At 55.4% G+C, this 17,176-nt stretch carries 19 protein-coding genes; 13 read left to right on the forward strand and 6 right to left on the reverse strand.

The features are described from left to right. Positions 1 to 25 precede the first annotated feature (25 nt). From QEP11_RS00770 to QEP11_RS00780, 3 genes are all read right to left on the reverse strand, one after another. Positions 26 to 1,213, reverse strand: coding sequence for a sugar transporter (locus tag QEP11_RS00770; RefSeq protein WP_284334645.1), 1,188 nt, complete (start codon positions 1,211 to 1,213; stop codon positions 26 to 28). Positions 1,214 to 1,332: 119 nt separating this feature from the next. Then, positions 1,333 to 2,205, reverse strand: a complete 873-nt coding sequence (locus tag QEP11_RS00775) for an MBL fold metallo-hydrolase (protein WP_349816732.1) — start codon at positions 2,203 to 2,205, stop codon at positions 1,333 to 1,335. Between the two features lie 174 nt (positions 2,206 to 2,379). Then, a complete protein-coding gene (locus tag QEP11_RS00780) occupies positions 2,380 to 3,042 on the reverse strand; it encodes an NAD(P)-dependent oxidoreductase (protein WP_284334647.1) in 663 nt (220 codons plus the stop codon). A gap of 110 nt (positions 3,043 to 3,152) precedes the next feature. On the opposite strand from QEP11_RS00780, the gene QEP11_RS00785 reads away from it, so the two are divergent. Further along, on the forward strand, positions 3,153 to 4,064 hold the full coding sequence (locus QEP11_RS00785) for a LysR family transcriptional regulator (protein WP_284335186.1): 912 nt from the start codon (positions 3,153 to 3,155) through the stop codon (positions 4,062 to 4,064). A 106-nt stretch (positions 4,065 to 4,170) separates the two neighbouring features. Here the strand turns inward: QEP11_RS00785 and ppk2 are convergent, their stop codons facing one another. Next, positions 4,171 to 5,319: a polyphosphate kinase 2 gene (gene ppk2 / locus QEP11_RS00790; RefSeq protein ID WP_284334648.1), complete on the reverse strand. Its 1,149-nt coding sequence runs from the start codon at positions 5,317 to 5,319 to the stop codon at positions 4,171 to 4,173. Positions 5,320 to 5,480: 161 nt separating this feature from the next. Between ppk2 and QEP11_RS00795 the strand changes: the two genes are divergently transcribed. After that, on the forward strand, positions 5,481 to 6,050 hold the full coding sequence (locus QEP11_RS00795; RefSeq protein ID WP_284334649.1) for a DUF4124 domain-containing protein: 570 nt from the start codon (positions 5,481 to 5,483) through the stop codon (positions 6,048 to 6,050). A 21-nt stretch (positions 6,051 to 6,071) separates the two neighbouring features. Here the strand turns inward: QEP11_RS00795 and QEP11_RS00800 are convergent, their stop codons facing one another. Then, positions 6,072 to 7,010, reverse strand: coding sequence for an SDR family oxidoreductase (locus QEP11_RS00800; RefSeq protein WP_413788660.1), 939 nt, complete (start codon positions 7,008 to 7,010; stop codon positions 6,072 to 6,074). A 111-nt stretch (positions 7,011 to 7,121) separates the two neighbouring features. Here QEP11_RS00800 and QEP11_RS00805 point away from each other — a divergent pair, with 111 nt between their 5' ends. From QEP11_RS00805 to trhA, 8 genes are all read left to right on the forward strand, one after another. Continuing rightward, positions 7,122 to 8,159, forward strand: a complete 1,038-nt coding sequence (locus tag QEP11_RS00805; protein WP_284334651.1) for a CDP-6-deoxy-delta-3,4-glucoseen reductase — start codon at positions 7,122 to 7,124, stop codon at positions 8,157 to 8,159. 224 nt (positions 8,160 to 8,383) lie between these two features. After that, on the forward strand, positions 8,384 to 9,355 hold the full coding sequence (locus tag QEP11_RS00810; protein WP_284334652.1) for a Bug family tripartite tricarboxylate transporter substrate binding protein: 972 nt from the start codon (positions 8,384 to 8,386) through the stop codon (positions 9,353 to 9,355). A 220-nt stretch (positions 9,356 to 9,575) separates the two neighbouring features. Then, entirely contained in the window at positions 9,576 to 10,190 is a 615-nt protein-coding gene (locus QEP11_RS00815) for a plasmid pRiA4b ORF-3 family protein (RefSeq protein WP_284334653.1), read from the forward strand. A gap of 344 nt (positions 10,191 to 10,534) precedes the next feature. Continuing rightward, positions 10,535 to 10,990 (forward strand): azurin, encoded by a 456-nt coding sequence (gene azu, locus QEP11_RS00820; protein WP_284334655.1) that lies wholly within the window; start codon positions 10,535 to 10,537, stop codon positions 10,988 to 10,990. A 176-nt stretch (positions 10,991 to 11,166) separates the two neighbouring features. Next, on the forward strand, positions 11,167 to 11,538 hold the full coding sequence (locus QEP11_RS00825) for a nuclear transport factor 2 family protein (RefSeq protein ID WP_284334656.1): 372 nt from the start codon (positions 11,167 to 11,169) through the stop codon (positions 11,536 to 11,538). 137 nt (positions 11,539 to 11,675) lie between these two features. Then, positions 11,676 to 12,029 carry a hypothetical protein gene (locus QEP11_RS00830; protein ID WP_284334657.1) on the forward strand — a complete coding sequence of 118 codons (354 nt, stop codon included), beginning with the start codon at positions 11,676 to 11,678 and terminating at the stop codon, positions 12,027 to 12,029. Positions 12,030 to 12,155: 126 nt separating this feature from the next. After that, entirely contained in the window at positions 12,156 to 12,869 is a 714-nt protein-coding gene (locus tag QEP11_RS00835) for a hypothetical protein (protein WP_284334658.1), read from the forward strand. Between the two features lie 117 nt (positions 12,870 to 12,986). After that, entirely contained in the window at positions 12,987 to 13,619 is a 633-nt protein-coding gene (gene trhA, locus QEP11_RS00840) for a PAQR family membrane homeostasis protein TrhA (protein WP_284334659.1), read from the forward strand. A gap of 32 nt (positions 13,620 to 13,651) precedes the next feature. Here the strand turns inward: trhA and QEP11_RS00845 are convergent, their stop codons facing one another. Then, positions 13,652 to 14,332, reverse strand: coding sequence for a P-loop NTPase family protein (locus QEP11_RS00845; RefSeq protein WP_284334660.1), 681 nt, complete (start codon positions 14,330 to 14,332; stop codon positions 13,652 to 13,654). A 177-nt stretch (positions 14,333 to 14,509) separates the two neighbouring features. On the opposite strand from QEP11_RS00845, the gene QEP11_RS00850 reads away from it, so the two are divergent. The 3 genes from QEP11_RS00850 to QEP11_RS00860 all read left to right on the forward strand — a co-directional run bounded on the left by QEP11_RS00850 (position 14,510) and on the right by QEP11_RS00860 (position 17,094). Next, positions 14,510 to 14,689: a hypothetical protein gene (locus tag QEP11_RS00850; RefSeq protein ID WP_284334662.1), complete on the forward strand. Its 180-nt coding sequence runs from the start codon at positions 14,510 to 14,512 to the stop codon at positions 14,687 to 14,689. Between the two features lie 529 nt (positions 14,690 to 15,218). Next, the gene (locus tag QEP11_RS00855; protein WP_284334663.1) at positions 15,219 to 15,971 is read left to right on the forward strand and encodes an SDR family NAD(P)-dependent oxidoreductase; all 753 of its coding nucleotides are present in this window, start codon (positions 15,219 to 15,221) and stop codon (positions 15,969 to 15,971) included. Between the two features lie 196 nt (positions 15,972 to 16,167). Next, the gene (locus QEP11_RS00860; protein ID WP_284334664.1) at positions 16,168 to 17,094 is read left to right on the forward strand and encodes a dioxygenase family protein; all 927 of its coding nucleotides are present in this window, start codon (positions 16,168 to 16,170) and stop codon (positions 17,092 to 17,094) included. Positions 17,095 to 17,176: the final 82 nt, after the last annotated feature.

Genomic DNA, 17,176 nt, shown 5'->3' on the forward strand with positions numbered 1-17,176 from the left:
TTTGCCTGTGTTTTGCCTGTATCCATCAAGGTTTCAATACTGCGCCCCATCTGCGTTGCGCAAAGGCGCACCAACCCAAAGCCAGCATTGCCAACGCGCCCCCCACCCAACCAATGTTGGCCATGCCGCTGTGCAAACTCACCTGGCTGCCCAGCAGGGCCCCCGCACCAATACCAATATTGAAAATTCCCGAGAAAAGTGACATGGCCACATCCGTGGCATCGTGGGCCAGCGACAGCACCTTGGCTTGCATGGTCAGTACCATGCACATCAAGGCCGTGCCCCAGACCACACACACGCCATACAGCAACCAGGCACTTTGACTGGCGGGCAGCAACATCAGCAGGCTACTTGCCAACGCAGCATTCGATAAAAGCAAAAAACTTTGAGGATAGCGAGCACTGTAGGTGCCGAACAAAACACTGCCGACAATGCCCATGCCGCCAAACAGCAGCAGCACCACAGTGGTGACATGAGCATCCAAACCTGCCACCACTTGCACAAAAGGCTCGATATAGCTGTAGACGGTGAACTGCGCGGTCACCACCACCACCAGCAAGGCATAAATTGCCATCAATGCAGGACGACGCAACAACACGGGAATGCTGGAGGCTGAACCTGCATTGGCGCTGGGCAGCAAGGGCAGTAATCGTGCCAAAGCCAGCATCACAACCACAGCAATCGCGCCAATGGCCCAAAACGTCGTGCGCCAGCCGAGCCAGTCACCCACAACACGCCCCAAAGGAATCCCCATCACCATGGCCAGAGTTGTTCCGGTCGCCAGCAGGCCCAACGCTTGCGCCTTCTTGCCTGCTGGTGCCAGACGCACAGCCAGTGCTGCCGTGATGGACCAAAACACCGCATGTGACAGCGCCACCCCCATGCGGCTTGCCACCAGAAGTTCAAAGCTCGTGGCCAGACCCGAAGCGACATGACTGACGATGAACAGCGCAAACACCACCATCAACAGCTTGCGGCGTTCGATCTTGCGCGTGAGCAGCATGAACGGCAACGATGCCAGCGCAACCACCCAGGCGTAAATGGTCAACATCAGGCCCACATGCTCGGCCGGCATGGCAAAACTGGCACCAATATCACTGAGCATGCCCACTGGAACAAATTCACTGGTATTGAAGATAAAGGCCCCCATGGCCAGCGCAAAGACACTCAACCAGGCGCGAAAATCGGAAGCAGAAGAATCAGGGGAAGACATTCAAGTGACCAGAAAAGAAAATGCACGCCATCGCTGCGTGCATGGATTGCGGTGACAAAGCAGCCGCAAAGTCTAGCCCTTGCGCAAAAATGTTGGAGCACTGGCGCGCGCTTCCATGTTCAGCCCCAGGCCATTTCCCCTAACGCCACTTTGGCGCCAAGCTCCAGCGATGTCTGGCTTGGCAGATCCGGATAACGTTGCAACATCCGCGCAATCAATTGAGCACTGTCCTTTGACTGATTCAGCTCCTCTTCAAAGGCCTGCAGATAATCGCGTGTAAATCGGATGGCCGAGGCATCCATGGTCGCCTTTGGCCCCATATGACCGGGTACCACCAAAGCAGGATTGCGGGCCAGCATGGCATCCAGATTCTCGCGCCAGGCCTTGCGTGCATCGGCACTGGGGGTGTCTGCTATCCAGACGTGCAGATCCGAGAACACCAGCACTCCGCCCACAATGGCCCGAAGCGAAGGCACCCACAGATAACGTCGGTTTTGCATGCCTTGTGCAGGCACGATCTCGATACGGTGCCCTTGTAACGTCAGCTCAGGTTCGATGTAAGGCTGTGCAAACACCACATCCGAACGCTTTTGCGGCCCGTTGGCCTTGAGCTGAGGCCCCCAGACAGCGAGTTTTTTGTCCACATTGGCATTGATTGCAGCCACCGTCTCAGGTGCAGCAAGAATACGCGCCTGTGGAAAATCTTCACGGATGGGCGCCAGACCAAAGTAATAGTCGGGATCGCTTTGACTGATATAGATCGCTTTAAGTGTCTTTCCCGTAGCTGCAATTGCCTGGGCCACAACTCTGCCATCCGACAAGGTAAAGCCACCATCAACCAATACCGCTTCATGACCGGCACTGAGCAACACTGGTGCGCGGGAAAAACCGCTCTCATCGGCAGGAAAATGGGTCCATTGCAAACCGTAGGCCGCAATGTTGCCACTTTCAGCCGCAAGCGCTACCTGCCATCCTGTGGTCGTTGCCGCCATAGCAAGGGAACTTATTTGAAGAAAATTACGACGATTCAGCATAAAAAAACTTTTAAGGAAATGACGCCAGTCTGCAGCCTGCTGGGATGGCCTGTACTGGTCGCAATAGTTGCTCCATCACCAGCATTTCAAAGACAAGGTCTTCAAAGCCCAACCGCTGCAGACTCATGGCTCTCAATAAGCGACAGTAAAACGCTTGCGCAGATGTAGCTGCTGCTCCAAGGCATCCACCATAGCCACCGCCAGATCCTGTACAGAAATATCTCCCGGCTGACCATCAACCTGCATCAAAGGCATATCGCTGCCCGTGCGATAGTGGCCTGTGCGGCCTTTGGCTTGCGCCGCAGATCCCGCATGAAAACCTACAGCAGGACTGAGCAATGTCCAATCCAAAGCGCTTTCCTGCTGCAACTCCGCGAGCATGTCTCGCGCTGCCGAAGCACCTGCATAAATCGCTTTGGGGAAGGATGGGGTATCCACAATCTGTACACCAGGCTCTGCGTACAAGCTGCCTGCACCGCCCACCACCAAGTAACGCTGCACGCCTGCTGCTTTCGTGCCTTGCACAATCGCCCGGGAACCACGCATGAAGTCATCATAAATATTCGGATTGCTCCAGCCCGCGTTATAGGCACTGATCACCGCCTGGCTGCCGCGCACGCCTCGCTCAACCGCAGTTGCATCCATGACATCCGCCTGCACCACGGTCAATCCGGGCTGAGCAGGCAGCTTGGACGAATCACGCACCAAAGCCACCACCGTGTGGCCGCGTTGCAGCAACTCCTGCAGCAGGGCTGCACCGACAAAACCTGTGGCACCAATCAAAGCGACTTGCATAGCGAACTCCTTGTGTGTTTGAAATCAATGCATTGAGCTTAAGTGTTTCACCTCCTCATGAAACATGCGATTTCCACCAACACTTTGAAGCTACACTTCATAATCGAATGATGGATGATCTCAAACGTATGGCAGTATTTGCTGCCGTGGTGCAGCATGGCTCAATGACTGCCGCTGCCCGAATATTGGGCATGAGTCCATCGGCTGTAAGCCAGCATATCCGCCAGCTGGAGCGCGAAAGCCAGGTCACGCTGCTGCACCGATCAACTCGGCAAATTGCACTGACCGATGCAGGCCAGCGCTTTTATGCGCAATGCGCCACCCTGACAGCCGCAGCTGATCGGGCACGTGCCGAGTTGGCGGCTGAACAGCAAGACCCCAGTGGTGAGCTTCGCCTTGCCGCTCCAGTTGGGTTTGCCCGCCATGCAGGCCCTGCGCTGGGCGCATGGCTGGCACGCTTTCCACAATTGCGGCTGCGCCTGCTGCTGGATGATGCGCCCATTGACCTGATCCAGGCCCGTGTGGATCTGGCACTACGCTTTGGTCCCCTGGCCGATTCCAACTGGGTCGCACGTAAGCTGGCCAGCACACCGAACTGGTTATGCGCTGCCCCCCAATGGATACAAGCACAGAGTGCGATGCCCCTGCACCCAGCACAATTGGCACAGGCCGCATGGCTGACACTCAATCGTCATGATCATGCAGATATCCATGTACAAGCACAGCATGTCGAAACGGGCGAAACCTATGCCTTGCAGACCCCAGCCCACATCGTCAGCAACCACCAGGGTGCTGTGCAGCAACTGTGCGAGGCTGGGCTAGGTGTTGCCCTACTCTCGGCCCTGGATGCTGCCAGCGCGGTACAGCAAGGCACCCTGGTACGTTTGCTGCCGCAATGGGATGTCGGCCAGCTGAGTATCTGGGCCGTTACGCCTCAGCGCGATGCGCAGCCTGCCAAAGTGCGCCAAGCTATACAGGAATTGCAGGCTTACCTCAGCGTGGTTCGCGGTACCCAGACTTAGCCGATAAGCAAAAAAGGCAGATGCGCTTGCATCTGCCTTTCGTGCCGCACGCTCAACTGTTAAAGCGTTAAGGCGTTTAAGCGCAGTTACAGCAATTCGTAAGGCGTCACTCAGTACTGGGTTCGGACTTTTCACCGCGCTCATAGATGGCAGCAGCCCGTCCAACGATCAGCGAGTCCAGCCGCCCGATTTTCCCCATGTCTCGGTTTTTGTAGGGCAATCTGTGCAGCACATAACGAATTGCGTTCAAGCGCGCACGCTTCTTGCAGTCGCTTTTGACAACAGTCCAGGGGGAATCTGCCGTATCGGTTTCAAAGAACATCGCCTCCTTGGCCCGCGTGTATTCATCCCATTTGTCCAGCGATGCCTGGTCAATGGGAGATAGCTTCCACTGCTTGAGAGGGTGGGTTTCTCGTTCCTTGAAGCGGCGGCGCTGCTCTTTGCGACTGACGCTGAACCAGAATTTGATGACATGCACGCCACTGTTGACCAGCATTCGCTCAAACTGTGGCGCGTCCTGCATAAACTGGCGGTACTGCGCTTCGGTACAAAAGCCCATCACACGTTCCACGCCGGCACGGTTGTACCAGCTGCGGTCAAACAGCACGATCTCTCCGGCTGTCGGCAGGTGCTGCACATACCGTTGAAAGTACCATTGCCCCTGTTCGGTGGTACTTGGTTTTTCCAGCGCCACAACACGCGCACCGCGTGGATTCAAGTGCTCCATGAAGCGTTTGATGGTGCCGCCCTTGCCTGCCGCATCACGCCCTTCGAAGATGATGCACACGCGCTGTCCAGTTTCCTTGACCCAGGCTTGCAGCTTGAGCAACTCCACCTGCAGCCGGAACTTCTCTTTTTCATACACCGTGCGGCGCATCAAGTTGGCGTATGGATAGCCGCCATCCTTCCAATCCTTGCTCAACTCCTCATCCGGATTGGGCTTTGGCTCTCGCTTGCTGCCATCAAGCTTGTTCAACGCTCGGCGCAGTGCTTTCTGATCGTCAGGATCCGAGCCCTCCAGCAAGGCACGCAGCGCTTTGGCACGGTCCTTGTCGCTACCAGGCTGATCAAGCACGTCCATGACTGCCGCAACACGCCGTTTTTGCGCTGCCTGCGTGGCTTGACCCACCACAAACTTCTCAATGGATTGCAGATCACCACCCGCCGCAATATCACCTTCGGAAACTTTCCGTTTGCCGTGTTCGACACGGGACTCACGTTGGACAGGATTGCTGGCGCTCGGTTTGTCTGCCATTCGCAAACTCCTTGCTGTTGTAGGCTTATGCTGCATCACAGCAAAAATAAAAAAACGACTCTCTGATCGCACAAAGATACCATTGGCCCTACCCCAGCGGTTCAGGTAATTGACTAAGGTAACAGCCCTTGTGCCATGCATGTTCACACTGGAGGTAGAAAGTGCTTGAAACTGCCTTTACGGAATTTGCAGCAATGCGCCACCACCGCTACTTCTTTGCGTTGCTCCTTGCTTTGGCGCTCGCGCCCTATTGTGCTTACACGCAAGTCCTGCGCTGCGAGGATGATCAGGGACACATCACTTTCACCGATGGCAGTTGCCCCAGCAACCAGCGAGGTCGGGAAGTCGTCCCTGCGCCGAGCGCCGAAGAAAAGGCGGCCCAAGAAGCACGCTACCAACAAGCGCTGGAGCGCCAACGGGCAGACCAGCTGTTGCAAGCAGAGCGTGAGGCTGCGCAACAGCAAGCCGATGCGGCGCGCGCTGCTGCTGAAGCCGCAAGGCGCCCAGCGCCTGCGCCGGTGATTGTTCAGGTGCCGGACACTTCCACCCCTCGTATCCCCATCTATGGGCCGCTGTACCCACCACACCGTCCCCATTTGCGCCCACCACCACACACCAAGCCACCACCACACACCAAGCCACCACCCAAGCCTGAGCAACCTGCCGGCAACTTCAATTGCAATGTATTCCGCTGCTATGACGGCAAAGGCAACACATGGAGCCGCCCATAAGTGTGGTGCGTTCTTGTGCCGTCAGGCGCGCAAGCCTTCATGCACAGTGGGCTGGCGCAACTGCACCCTCAGTTCTTTTTTGATGCGCTGATTGCGCATGCGGCGCGATTCGCTCATGAAACTCAGCATCACAGGCGGCAAGCGCTGTTGAGCTTGGGCAAGTGATATGCGCTCTGGTCGTGGAAGTCCATACAAGTCCGCAGCCAAGTCAAAGTAGTCTCCCATACGCAGTTGGGTGTCATCACTGGCGTGGTAGATGCGTTGCGCTTTGCCACGCCACATTGCAGCCACCGTGATCAGCGCCAAATCATCAGCGTGGATATGGTTGGTGAAAACATCGTCTGCTGCTTGCAGCACCGGCAAGCCCTTGAGCAGCCTTGCTCGTGGCGTTCCTCCTTCGCGGTTCGGCGCATAAATGCCCGGAATTCGCAAAATGTGTATGCGCATGCTGCGGGCTTTTCCCGCTCGCAGCAAGCGTTGCTCCGCATCCACACGACGGTGCGCACGATCAGTTAAGGGATGGACCGCGCGTGTTTCCGCCACCCATTCACCATTGCAGTGGCCATACACCCCGGTCGTGGAACCATAGACCAGGCTGTGCGGCGCAGCCCCCTGACGCAGTACCTGGAGCAAATGTGCAGTGCGACGATCTTCCGTTCCCTGGGGCGGAGGTGGCGCCATGTGAATCACTCGCTGCGCCACACCACGCAAACGCCGCAAACTGCGCACATCATCCAAGTTGCCGAGCAACGGCAAAATACCGTGCTGCTGTAACAGCGGTGCTCTATTTGCAGAGGATGTGAGCGCCAACACGCGAGGGCCGTGCTCCCTCGTCAGGCTATCGCCTCGGCGCAAGCTCAGCGCCACACGCAAGCCAATATCGCCACAGCCAACAATCAACACGCGGGTACGCCGGAATCGTGCTGGCAAGGCACGATGTGGGAATTGGTTTACAGGCAAAATCGAATGTCCCCATTGAATACTGTCATGCACCGGGCCGCCGCAAGCGGCCCATTGCCTTTGTACCGGCAAGCAGTGCAGACCATGCAAAACGTCAAGGATAGCTAGAAGATGACCGCCTCCGCCTTCCAAATCACCGTTCAGCCCAGCGGACGCCAGTTTGCCGCTGCTGAAAGCGAGACCATTCTGGCCGCCGCAATCAATGCCGGTGTGGGTTTGCCCTATGGCTGCAAAGACGGGGCCTGTGGCTCGTGCAAGTGCAAAAAAATCAGTGGCGACGTGACCCATGACTCCTATTCTGACAAGGCCTTGTCGCCTCAAGAGCTGGAAAATGGTTATGTGCTGACATGCCGTGCCACCGCCCATACCGATGTGGTGCTGGAGTCGCGCCAGGTCACAGATGCCAGCGCCCCCCCCATCAAGAAGATGCCTGTTCGCGTCGGAGCGTTGGAAAAACTCTCGCACGACGTCATGCGCGTGCAACTGCAACTACCCGCCAACAATGTTTTCAAGTACTTGGCTGGCCAGTACATCGAATTCATCTTGCGTGATGGCTCCCGTCGCGCCTACTCCATTGCCACCGCGCCTCATGTTCAGGAAACTGCGCCAGGCATTGAACTGCACATCCGCCATATGCCGGGAGGCTTGTTTACCGACCATGTATTCGGAGCCTTGAAAGAAAAAGAAATTCTGCGTGCTGAAGGACCTTTTGGTTCTTTCTTCCTGCGCGAAGATTCAGACAAGCCACTGGTGTTTCTGGCTTCGGGCACTGGTTTCGCGCCGATCCAGGCCTTGCTCACCCACATGCAGCACCAGGGGATTACACGTCCGGTCAGTCTTTACTGGGGTGGCCGCCGTCCAGAAGACCTTTACAGCGATGCATGGATCAAGGAGCTGGCTGCCCGCATGCCGCAACTGACCTACGTGCCCGTGGTCTCAGATGCGCAACCCGAAGACAACTGGACCGGGCGTACCGGTTATGTTCACCAGGCCGTGCTGGATGATTTTGCAGATCTGTCGGGCCACGAGGTCTACGCCTGTGGAGCCCCCATCGTGGTGGATTCAGCCCGTAGCAGCTACATCAGCCAGCGCATGCTGCCTGAGGAAGCCTTTTTTGCAGATGCGTTCACCAGCGCTGCCGACAAGTAAAACAATTGCCTTCTTAACCCCAAGCCGCCTTGCGCGGCTTTTTTTATGCCAATTTGCAAAACCCTCTGCTGGACAGCAACTGGGCTTAGGTGTAGAGCGCACCAAAACTGCACACGCAAGATTCAAGCAACATAATCCACAAACATTGGTTTCATTTGCGCAACAAAAATCAAAGCTTGATACCGACAAAGGTGAGTACACACGAATCTTGCACAATATCCCGCATGAATCGTCGAAACATCCTGCTGTCCTCCGTAGCCTTTGCAGCTGCACTGGCATCCCCACTGGCCCAAGCTGCAGAGCAGCCTATCCGCCTAATCGTGCCTTATGCACCCGGTGGCCCACTGGATGTGACATCCCGCGCTCTGGCTGAACGTGTGCGCGATACCCTGGGTACAGTGATTGTTGAAAACAAACCCGGCGCAGGTGGAAATATTGGCGTCGACGCGATTGCTAAAGCAGCTCCCGATGGCAAAACCATCGGCTTGGCAGCCGTTGCCACCCACGCCGTCAACCCCTGGCTGTACAAAAAACTGCCTTTTGACGCGGGCAAGGATTTCGTGGGTCTGACCCAGATGGTGCGCGTGCCCAACGTATTGGTCATGAATGCCGATCGTGCCAAAGAACTGCACATCAGCTCCGTCGCTGACCTCGTTGCTTACGGTAAAGCCAATCCAGGCAAGCTCAGCTATGGCAGTGGCGGCAACGGCAGCGCGGGTCACCTGGCAGGTGAAATGTTCAAACAAGGCTTGAGTTTCACGGCTGTACACATCCCCTATCGTGGCGCCAACCCTGCACAACTTGCACTGCTGTCTGGTGAGGTGGATTTCAATATCGACAACCTGGCGGCAGCTTCTGCCAACATCAGATCAGGCAAGCTCAAGGCTCTGGCTGTCACCAGCCTGAATGAAAGCAGCTTGCTGCCCGGTGTCCCCCCACTCTCCCAGCACATCAAGGGCTTCTCCATTGATACATGGTGGGGCTTGGTCGCACCTGCTGGTACACCTGCCGAGGTTGTCGAGAAATTGAGCAATGCTTTTGCAGATGCGCTGCGAGATCCTGAAACGCAAAAACGCTTTGCGACTTTACAGGCGGAGCCCTTCCCCACTACATCCAAGCAGTTCGACGACTTCATGGCTGCCGAACGTGCCAAGTACGAATCTGTGGTGAAAGCGTCTGGCGCCAGCGTGGACTAACGTCACGCGGAGACACACATCATTGTCAAGGCACCTTTGGGTGCCTTTTTTGTGGCAAGCACAAATTGCGAATGTGACCAGTCTATGCACGAAAAACCCTGCAATGCATATGCCAGTACTTACCCGCATGCACCACATGTTGAATGCACCTGCGCTACAAAGCCCATGAATAACTGCGAACACCGCAGATTTGTGATTGCACCTGGGAGGAGACTCATCCATGACCAAAACCCGCAACAGCTACCAGTTGCATATTCAACTGTGTGAAACAAAGCCTGCCGTGTGGCGCCGCCTGATCGTTGCAGACTCCATGACTCTCGCGCAATTGCACCGGGCCATTCAAGCTGTAATGGGCTGGCAAAACCGCCACAGCTACATTTTTGAAATTGCTGGCCAGCAATACGGACAACCCAACGCAGATATGCCAGAAGATCCCACCATGGATGCTCGCCGCTACAGCCTGGGTCAATTGCTGCAGGGGCAAACGCTGGCTGTGCGTTATGTCTACAACATGAATACCAACTGGGCACACCGCATCAAGCTCGAAGCCATTGCACGCATTGGCAGCGCAGAAGCACTGCACAGCCTGCCCATGTGCATAGGTGGCCGCAATGCCTGCCCACCCGAAGACTGCGCTGGCGTTACTGCATTTACCGAATGGGTGACGGCTTTGCAAAACCCAGATCAGCCAGAAGGGCTTCGCACCGCCTACCAACATCTTCCTGCAGACTTTGATGCCAAGCATTTTGACCTGCAGCGTGCGCAAGCTCGTATCCGCTCTTTGGCTCTGTTGCGGGCAACAGCACCGATGGCCATCAAATCAGAAACCGTATAGGTCTGATAACCCTTCAAAAAGAAGAGCAAATTATCTTTATCAGGAATAGTTTTCATTAGAAAATGATTACAAAATCCCATAAAAATAATACTTTTCTGCTACTTTTTTCGGTAATCTGATGGCTTGATTCTGCCCTTAGCAGGTAGATTTATTGATCCGCATCATGCATTCATGCAAAAAGCGCTTCAACCACCGCAGGAACCCTCAAATTTCACAGAATTCTGAAATTTCAGGATCACAATATCGTCCAACTGGACATTTAGACCGGTTCTAAGCTTGGCTACAACTTCAATACCAAGCACCTCACACTTCACAAAATTGATTCATTCGGAAGGATTTGCGCTATGAAAAAGACTCTGATGACGCTCGCTCTGCTGGCTGCTGGTGGCTTTGCCGCCCCTGCTATGGCTGCCGATTGCGCGATTACCGTGGAAGGTAACGACCAAATGCAATTCAATGTGAAGAGCATTGAAGTGCCCAAGTCTTGCAAGAGCTACACCGTGACTCTGAAGCACGTGGGCAAGATGCCCAAGTCCTCCATGGGCCACAACTTTGTGCTGACCACAGCAGCTGATGCCACTGCCACTGCTGCAGACGGTATGAAAGCTGGCGCTGCTGCTGATTACGTGAAGGCCGGCGATAGCCGCGTACTGGCGCACACCAAGGTGATCGGTGGTGGTGAGTCCACCAGCGTGGCAATTGACGTAGCCAAGCTCAAGGCTGGTACTGACTACACCTACTTCTGTTCTTTCCCTGGCCACTCCTTCATCATGAAGGGCACACTGAAGCTGGGCGCTTAATTCACCAAAATACCGGTGGCAGCACCGGTTCCTGTCAAGCCCCGTGCCTTGTCCCGGGGCTTTTGTTTTGGTGCTCCCGACTTGTGAAACACCTGTGACCTCAGCACGTGCAATCCAGGTAGCAGTCACCGCTAGCATGCGACTGCCAATTGCACTCTAACCACAGGAGCCATCACTTGCTGACCAACCACCCCGAAGAAAGCGCCGTCCGCATTCCCCTTGAACTTTATATGCGCGGCCATGCAGAAGACAGTGCCGAACACATGCGTGCAGCCTTCTTGCCCAGTGCGCGCCTGGAAAGCGTGCGCGAAGGTCCACTCACCTCCTGGGATTTGGACTTTTACTGCCAACGCTTCAAAAACACCCCAGCCCCCGATGAATCAACACGCCGTCGCAGCATCGACTGGATCGACATCACCGGGACATCGGCCATGGCCAAAGTTACGCTGATGCACGGCAACGTCACGTTCACCGACTACTTTGTACTGCTCAAAACCGAGCAAGGCTGGAAGATTGCCAACAAGGCTTTCCACGCGCAGCCGCAATAACCGTAGCAATCACTTTACCTTGAGGCCCAGCCTTGCTGGGCTTCGTTGCTGCTGCTGATGCCAAGATAACCCACGAGATGAAAGCGTTTTTACAAGTACGCACAATGCAATCTTTTTGATAGCAAACCTACTGAACCATGAGCCAGCAAAGCTTTGAAGTTGCATTCTTTACCATCGGTGAGTTCGATGGCCTGAGCGGTGACGATATTGTCCGTACCGCCCACATCGATATCTGCACCGAGTGTCTGCCCGTTGCAGCCACCCTGCAATCAGCGCGCCAATGGCTCAACGAGCAACATGCAGACATTGACATGGAATGCGCAGCAGAGCTGCCCGTACGCGGCTATTTCACATTCAAAAATGGCCAAGACAGCGAAGGCTTTAATGTGGAAAGCGCACAATTGGTGGCTCTGGACGAAGGCTTTGTTGTGCGAGCAAGCCTGGATAATGGCGTCTGCGTGGAAAGTGATTTGATAGCGATTGCGATGTAGTCCATTCCAGCGACTACGGCTATCCAAACAGCCACCCAGCCTGATAATTAGTGCGATCTATTTAGCCTGCCCTGCGCAGGCTTTTTGTTGCCTGGCCGTTGAAGGCCTCCTGCTTAAACTGTAGCCATGACACCTGAATACTTTGCGGCCATGCGGTTGCTGCTGGACTCTGAACCGACGCCTCCCGAACATGTGCAATGGCCAGGAGAGCTGGTCGCAGGCACTTACTGCTGTACTTCTGATTGTTGTGCCATGCCACTGTTAAACCCGCTGGCTCTGTGCCGCTGGGCTGGCAAACCCGGCTTTGCAAGTGATGGCAGATCGGGTTTCGTACGCTCCACCACAACCGTGCAGCAAGGCGAGCACACGCTGCAATGCTGGCAACTGGATTGGGATGATGGCAGTGGCACAGTGCATGAAGACACGCTCTGGCTGGATGTGCATGGCGATGAGGCCTTCACGCTTTATGACCAGCAAGGCAACGCCAACCACTATGTGTTGCAAGAGGCTGAGTGGGTAGATGAGCGTTTTTGGCCTGAACCTCTGGAAGCTGGTCATTACCGGGCCGAAGGGCCTGCACCTGCGGACATGGCGCAACTGGAATTACTGCCTATTCTTGACGATCCTGGTTTGCAAACCCCGTCGGCCATCACCTGTCTGACGCAGATGATCGAGCTGCCTGACGGGGACATCAGCGCACTCACGCAGTGGTGCTACTACGATGGACGGGAACCTGCTTCAGAAAACCGCATCACACTTCATATTGCGGATGCACACCATTTCACACTGACCACAGAACAGGGTCTCAGCATTGACTATTGCTGGGATGCGGCCAACTAAGTTATGTCACCACTTAGGCACTTTTGCGCTCACTGAGTTCTATGTGCGTTGATAGCTGACATCTTTTCTTGCCATGTTCTGTATTGCAAGTGCGCTGCACACCCTGATATTGGAGCCATGTACTACGGTGAAAGATTCAACGCTTGGTCACATCTGGTTGGAGCCTTGCTGGCACTGACAGGTGCGACGTGGCTGATCATCGTCGCCAGCCTGCGGGCGGATGCCCAGGCCATCACCAGCGTCAGCATCTACGGTGCGGCAATGGTGCTGCTCTATGCCATTTCAACCACCTACCACAGCGTGCGGGGCAAGGCCAAAAAGCTCTGGCAGAAGTTTGATCACCTGAGCATCTACCTGATGATTGCAGGCAGCTATACCCCGTTTTGCCTGATCAGCCTGCGTGGGGCCTGGGGCTGGAGCCTGTTCGGCGTGGTCTGGGGCTTGGCCGTGCTTGGCATGCTGCAAGAGATCAAGCCTCGAAGCGAGGCGCGTGTTCTGTCTTTGGTCATTTACGCCGTCATGGGCTGGGTGGTCTTGGTGGCAACCGGCCCCTTGCTAGAAGCTTTGGGCACAGCAGGTTTTATCTGGCTGGCTGCAGGTGGTCTGCTCTACACCATTGGCATAGTGTTCTTTGTCTTTGATGGACGCGTACGGCATTTCCACGGTATCTGGCATCTGTTTGTCCTGGGTGGCAGCGTGCTGCACTTCATCACCATCCTGGGCTATGTCTTGCCCAACAACACCGCCTGATACAGCAATGCCTCCGGAGGCAGACTGCTGTCTCAGGCCAGCCGCAGCTCTGGCGGGGCCAGTATTTCATCCCAGGTCACACCAGCCAAAGGCTCCCAGTGCGCCACGATAATCCAGCGCGGAGACTCAGGAGCACTGGCCAGCTCCTCACCAAGACGATCCAGAGCCTTGCTCAGGTAACGAATGCTGGAGCTATCCAGAGCAGCAACGGGCTCCTCAATCACTGTCAACCGTGCGCCACTTGCCAGCCCGGCTGCAATGCCCAACTTGCGCAAGCTGCCTGTTGAAAGATGCCATAACGGTTTGGCTAAATGCTCTTCAAGCTCAAACCCCTGGCAATGCTCGCTCCAAGCGCCATCACTCCATGTTGGCCAACGCTGCGCAACTTGCTGCAGCCACTGCTGCGCAGATATTTCACTATCTTGCAATTCAAGACGCGGGTTGTGCCAGTACACCTGTGCCTGATAGGCAGCGGTATCACGCTGGGTGTTCAGCCCCGCACATTCCACCCTGCCGGATCGCGGCATTGCATAACCAGTTAATACCGCCAGCCACTGCGATGCTATCTCCCCCGTTTCATCCAGCAGCACATTCACGCCTGGGCGTATTTGTTCGGACCAGCCATTCCCCTCTGCACTCACCCCATGCGGCGAAACTCCCTCCCAAAGCATGAGCTGCGGCTGTGTGCAGCATTCACCCTGTGCCTTTATCACGTCATCTCCCTTGTTGTCTTGATCCGCTTTGAAATTGCCCAACCTAGGAAGCTCGGCGTACTTTGTTAACGCAGATCACATTAGTTGACGATCAATATAACAACCCGTATCGCTATCAATCTATACGCTACCTAAGTAAATAGCTATAGATTTTTCAATCTTGTTACGCAATGAAACATGCAAATGAAAACCCTCATTTCACAAACTCAAGGAGCTGCGTTAGCTTCAGTCGTCAAAACAAGCAAATTTGCCCCCAATACCAGCCCCGGCGTTGGTGCAGAAGTTTGTGCAGGAGCAGGAGTGAGAAAATCGCAGAATGCAAAGACTGGTAGAAAACTCTTGTCAACATGGCTGTAAAAACTGCGACTGATGCAGCCTTGCTGTCAGAAGCTGAACACTATATTTGTAACGTTTTGCAATGATGCACAGCAGCAACAAGCAAGCCTTTAGGGATGACTGCATCGCGACCCTAGAGCAACCGCACACAGTACAGCTGCACACCGCTATGGTCTGTGGACAAGAGGCTGTCCGAATGCCAATCACGACTTGCATCTTCAGCCATGGCGCAGCAAGCCAAATATTCATGTCCACACATGTGTGGAACGTAACCCGCCACTTCCAGTTGCACAGAGCAGCACCCGAAGTAGTTGGAAAAACCATCGCATCCAGCTTTTACATCTCGTGCTCTGCAAGACTGACTGCACCAAGGGCACAACATGTCGCATGAAGCTGCAGCAAGCCATGCGCAAAGCTGAGACTTCTAATCTCAAAGCAAGAGCCACTTTCAAACAAGAAGCCTCGGCACTTGCCCTAAAACACTGCCTGTCGCCACAATGCTGCGCAACACTGCTGTGTGTGGACCCCTAAAAACACCGAGAGGCTTTTCATGATCGTTCTTATCACCGGCGCATCGGCTGGTTTTGGCGCTGCCATGGCGCGTAGTTTTGTTCAAGCAGGCCACCGCGTCATTGCTACCGCACGCCGTAAAGACAAGCTGAATGTGCTTGCTCAGGAACTGGGCGAGCAGCTACTGCCCTTGGAGCTGGATGTGACCGATGCAGCAGCTGTTGCTGCCCTGCCTGAGCAACTGCCTGCGGACTGGGCCGAAGTGGATGTTCTGGTGAACAACGCTGGTCTTGCATTAGGACTGGGCCCTGCGCAAGAAGCGGACCTGACCCAGTGGGACACCATGATTGATACCAACTGCAAGGGGCTGATTCACATGAGTCGCGCAATCCTGCCCGGGATGGTGGAACGCCAGCGCGGTCACATCATCAACATCGGCTCTACCGCCGGTAACTGGCCTTATGCCGGCGGCAATGTGTATGGCGCAAGCAAGGCCTTTGTGAAACAGTTCAGCCGCAATCTGCGCACCGACTTGTTTGGCACACCCATTCGCGTCAGCAATATCGAGCCAGGCTTGTGCGGTGGCACAGAGTTTTCCAATGTACGTTTTGGCGACGATGCCAAAGCCGCCAAGGTCTACGAAGGCGTGGAGTTCATCACCCCTGAAGATATTGCCAATACCGTGCTCTGGATTGCCCAGGCCCCCAAACACATGAATGTGAACAGCATCGAGATCATGCCCGTGCAGCAAAGCTTTGGTGGTCTGAGCGTTCACCGCCGGCCTGCAGCCTGACTGTCAGCGTCCCCGGTTATTGCACTCGTGCTTGAAGCATCAATCCGGGGATTTCATTTGACCTACCGTACACGAGCACCTAGCGCAACGCTTTGCGGTCTTTCACATCACAGCAGAGCTTAAACATTGCCTACAGCCACCCAGCGTACAAGCCCTCTAGGATGCGTGCATGCCCACATTCACGCAAAGGTGCTGTATGACCACCGCTCCTTCACAAGCAACGTCCACCATCAGTCGCCGCAGCGTCGTGCAGGCGGTAGCCTGTGCTCCTTTAATCGCCACTTTAAGCGCTTGCGCCACACGCACCTCCGCTGTTGCCAGTGCACTCACGACGACTGAGGAGTTTGCGTCTGCGCAATGGGCCACGGGAGGCGCCCGGGCCATCAATGCTGCAGCCCGTGCCTTCCAACCATTTGACGCGGCAACCAGCTCGTGCCAGCTAAGCTGCGAAGCCACCATAGGTCCTTGCCACACCACATCACCACAGCGGGTCAACATCAGTGACGGCTGGGATGGACTCCCTTTGCACATGGTCTTGCGTGTGCTTGATACACAGTGCCAGCCCGTACGCGATGCGATTGTCGAAATCTGGCACACCAACCACACCGGAGGCTACTCAGGCAACATTGTGCAAATGTGCAATAACAACGCTGCGGATATCAGCCAGCAGTTTTTTCGAGGCTATCAGCGCACGGACACACAAGGCACGGTGCGTTTTGACACCTGCTTTCCCGGCTGGTATCGAGGCCGCGCCAACCATGTGCATCTGCGCATCATGAAAGGCGAGTACAACGCCGATGACCGCGCTCAGGCCTGGGCCGTCACGCAATTGCTGTTCCCCGACGCATTGAACCAAGCCATCTTTGCAAGACAGCCCCTGTACATGCAAAAAGGACAGCCCGACACCACCTCGGACACCGACAATGTCATGGGTGGCGAGAGCAATAAAGCGCCCTATCTGTTTGACGTACACCGCGTCGATGGCGTGATGGTGGCAAGCAAAACACTGACCATTCGTACCAACCTGGATGCTGCCAGCTGCGAAATCCAGGGCAGAAGAGCGGAAGGCTTTCCAGGCCGCTCCGGGGGGCACAAGCGGCCGCCTATGCCCCCTCAAACCTGAGCCTCTTTGAATCCGAAGCTCGTTCCTCCTGGCTTTTTTCGTCTGACACCGCGGTATCAATCCGTGATTTGATGGGCAACAG

The organism is Comamonas halotolerans (assembly GCF_030162935.1).
GTDB lineage: Bacteria > Pseudomonadota > Gammaproteobacteria > Burkholderiales > Burkholderiaceae_C > Comamonas > Comamonas halotolerans.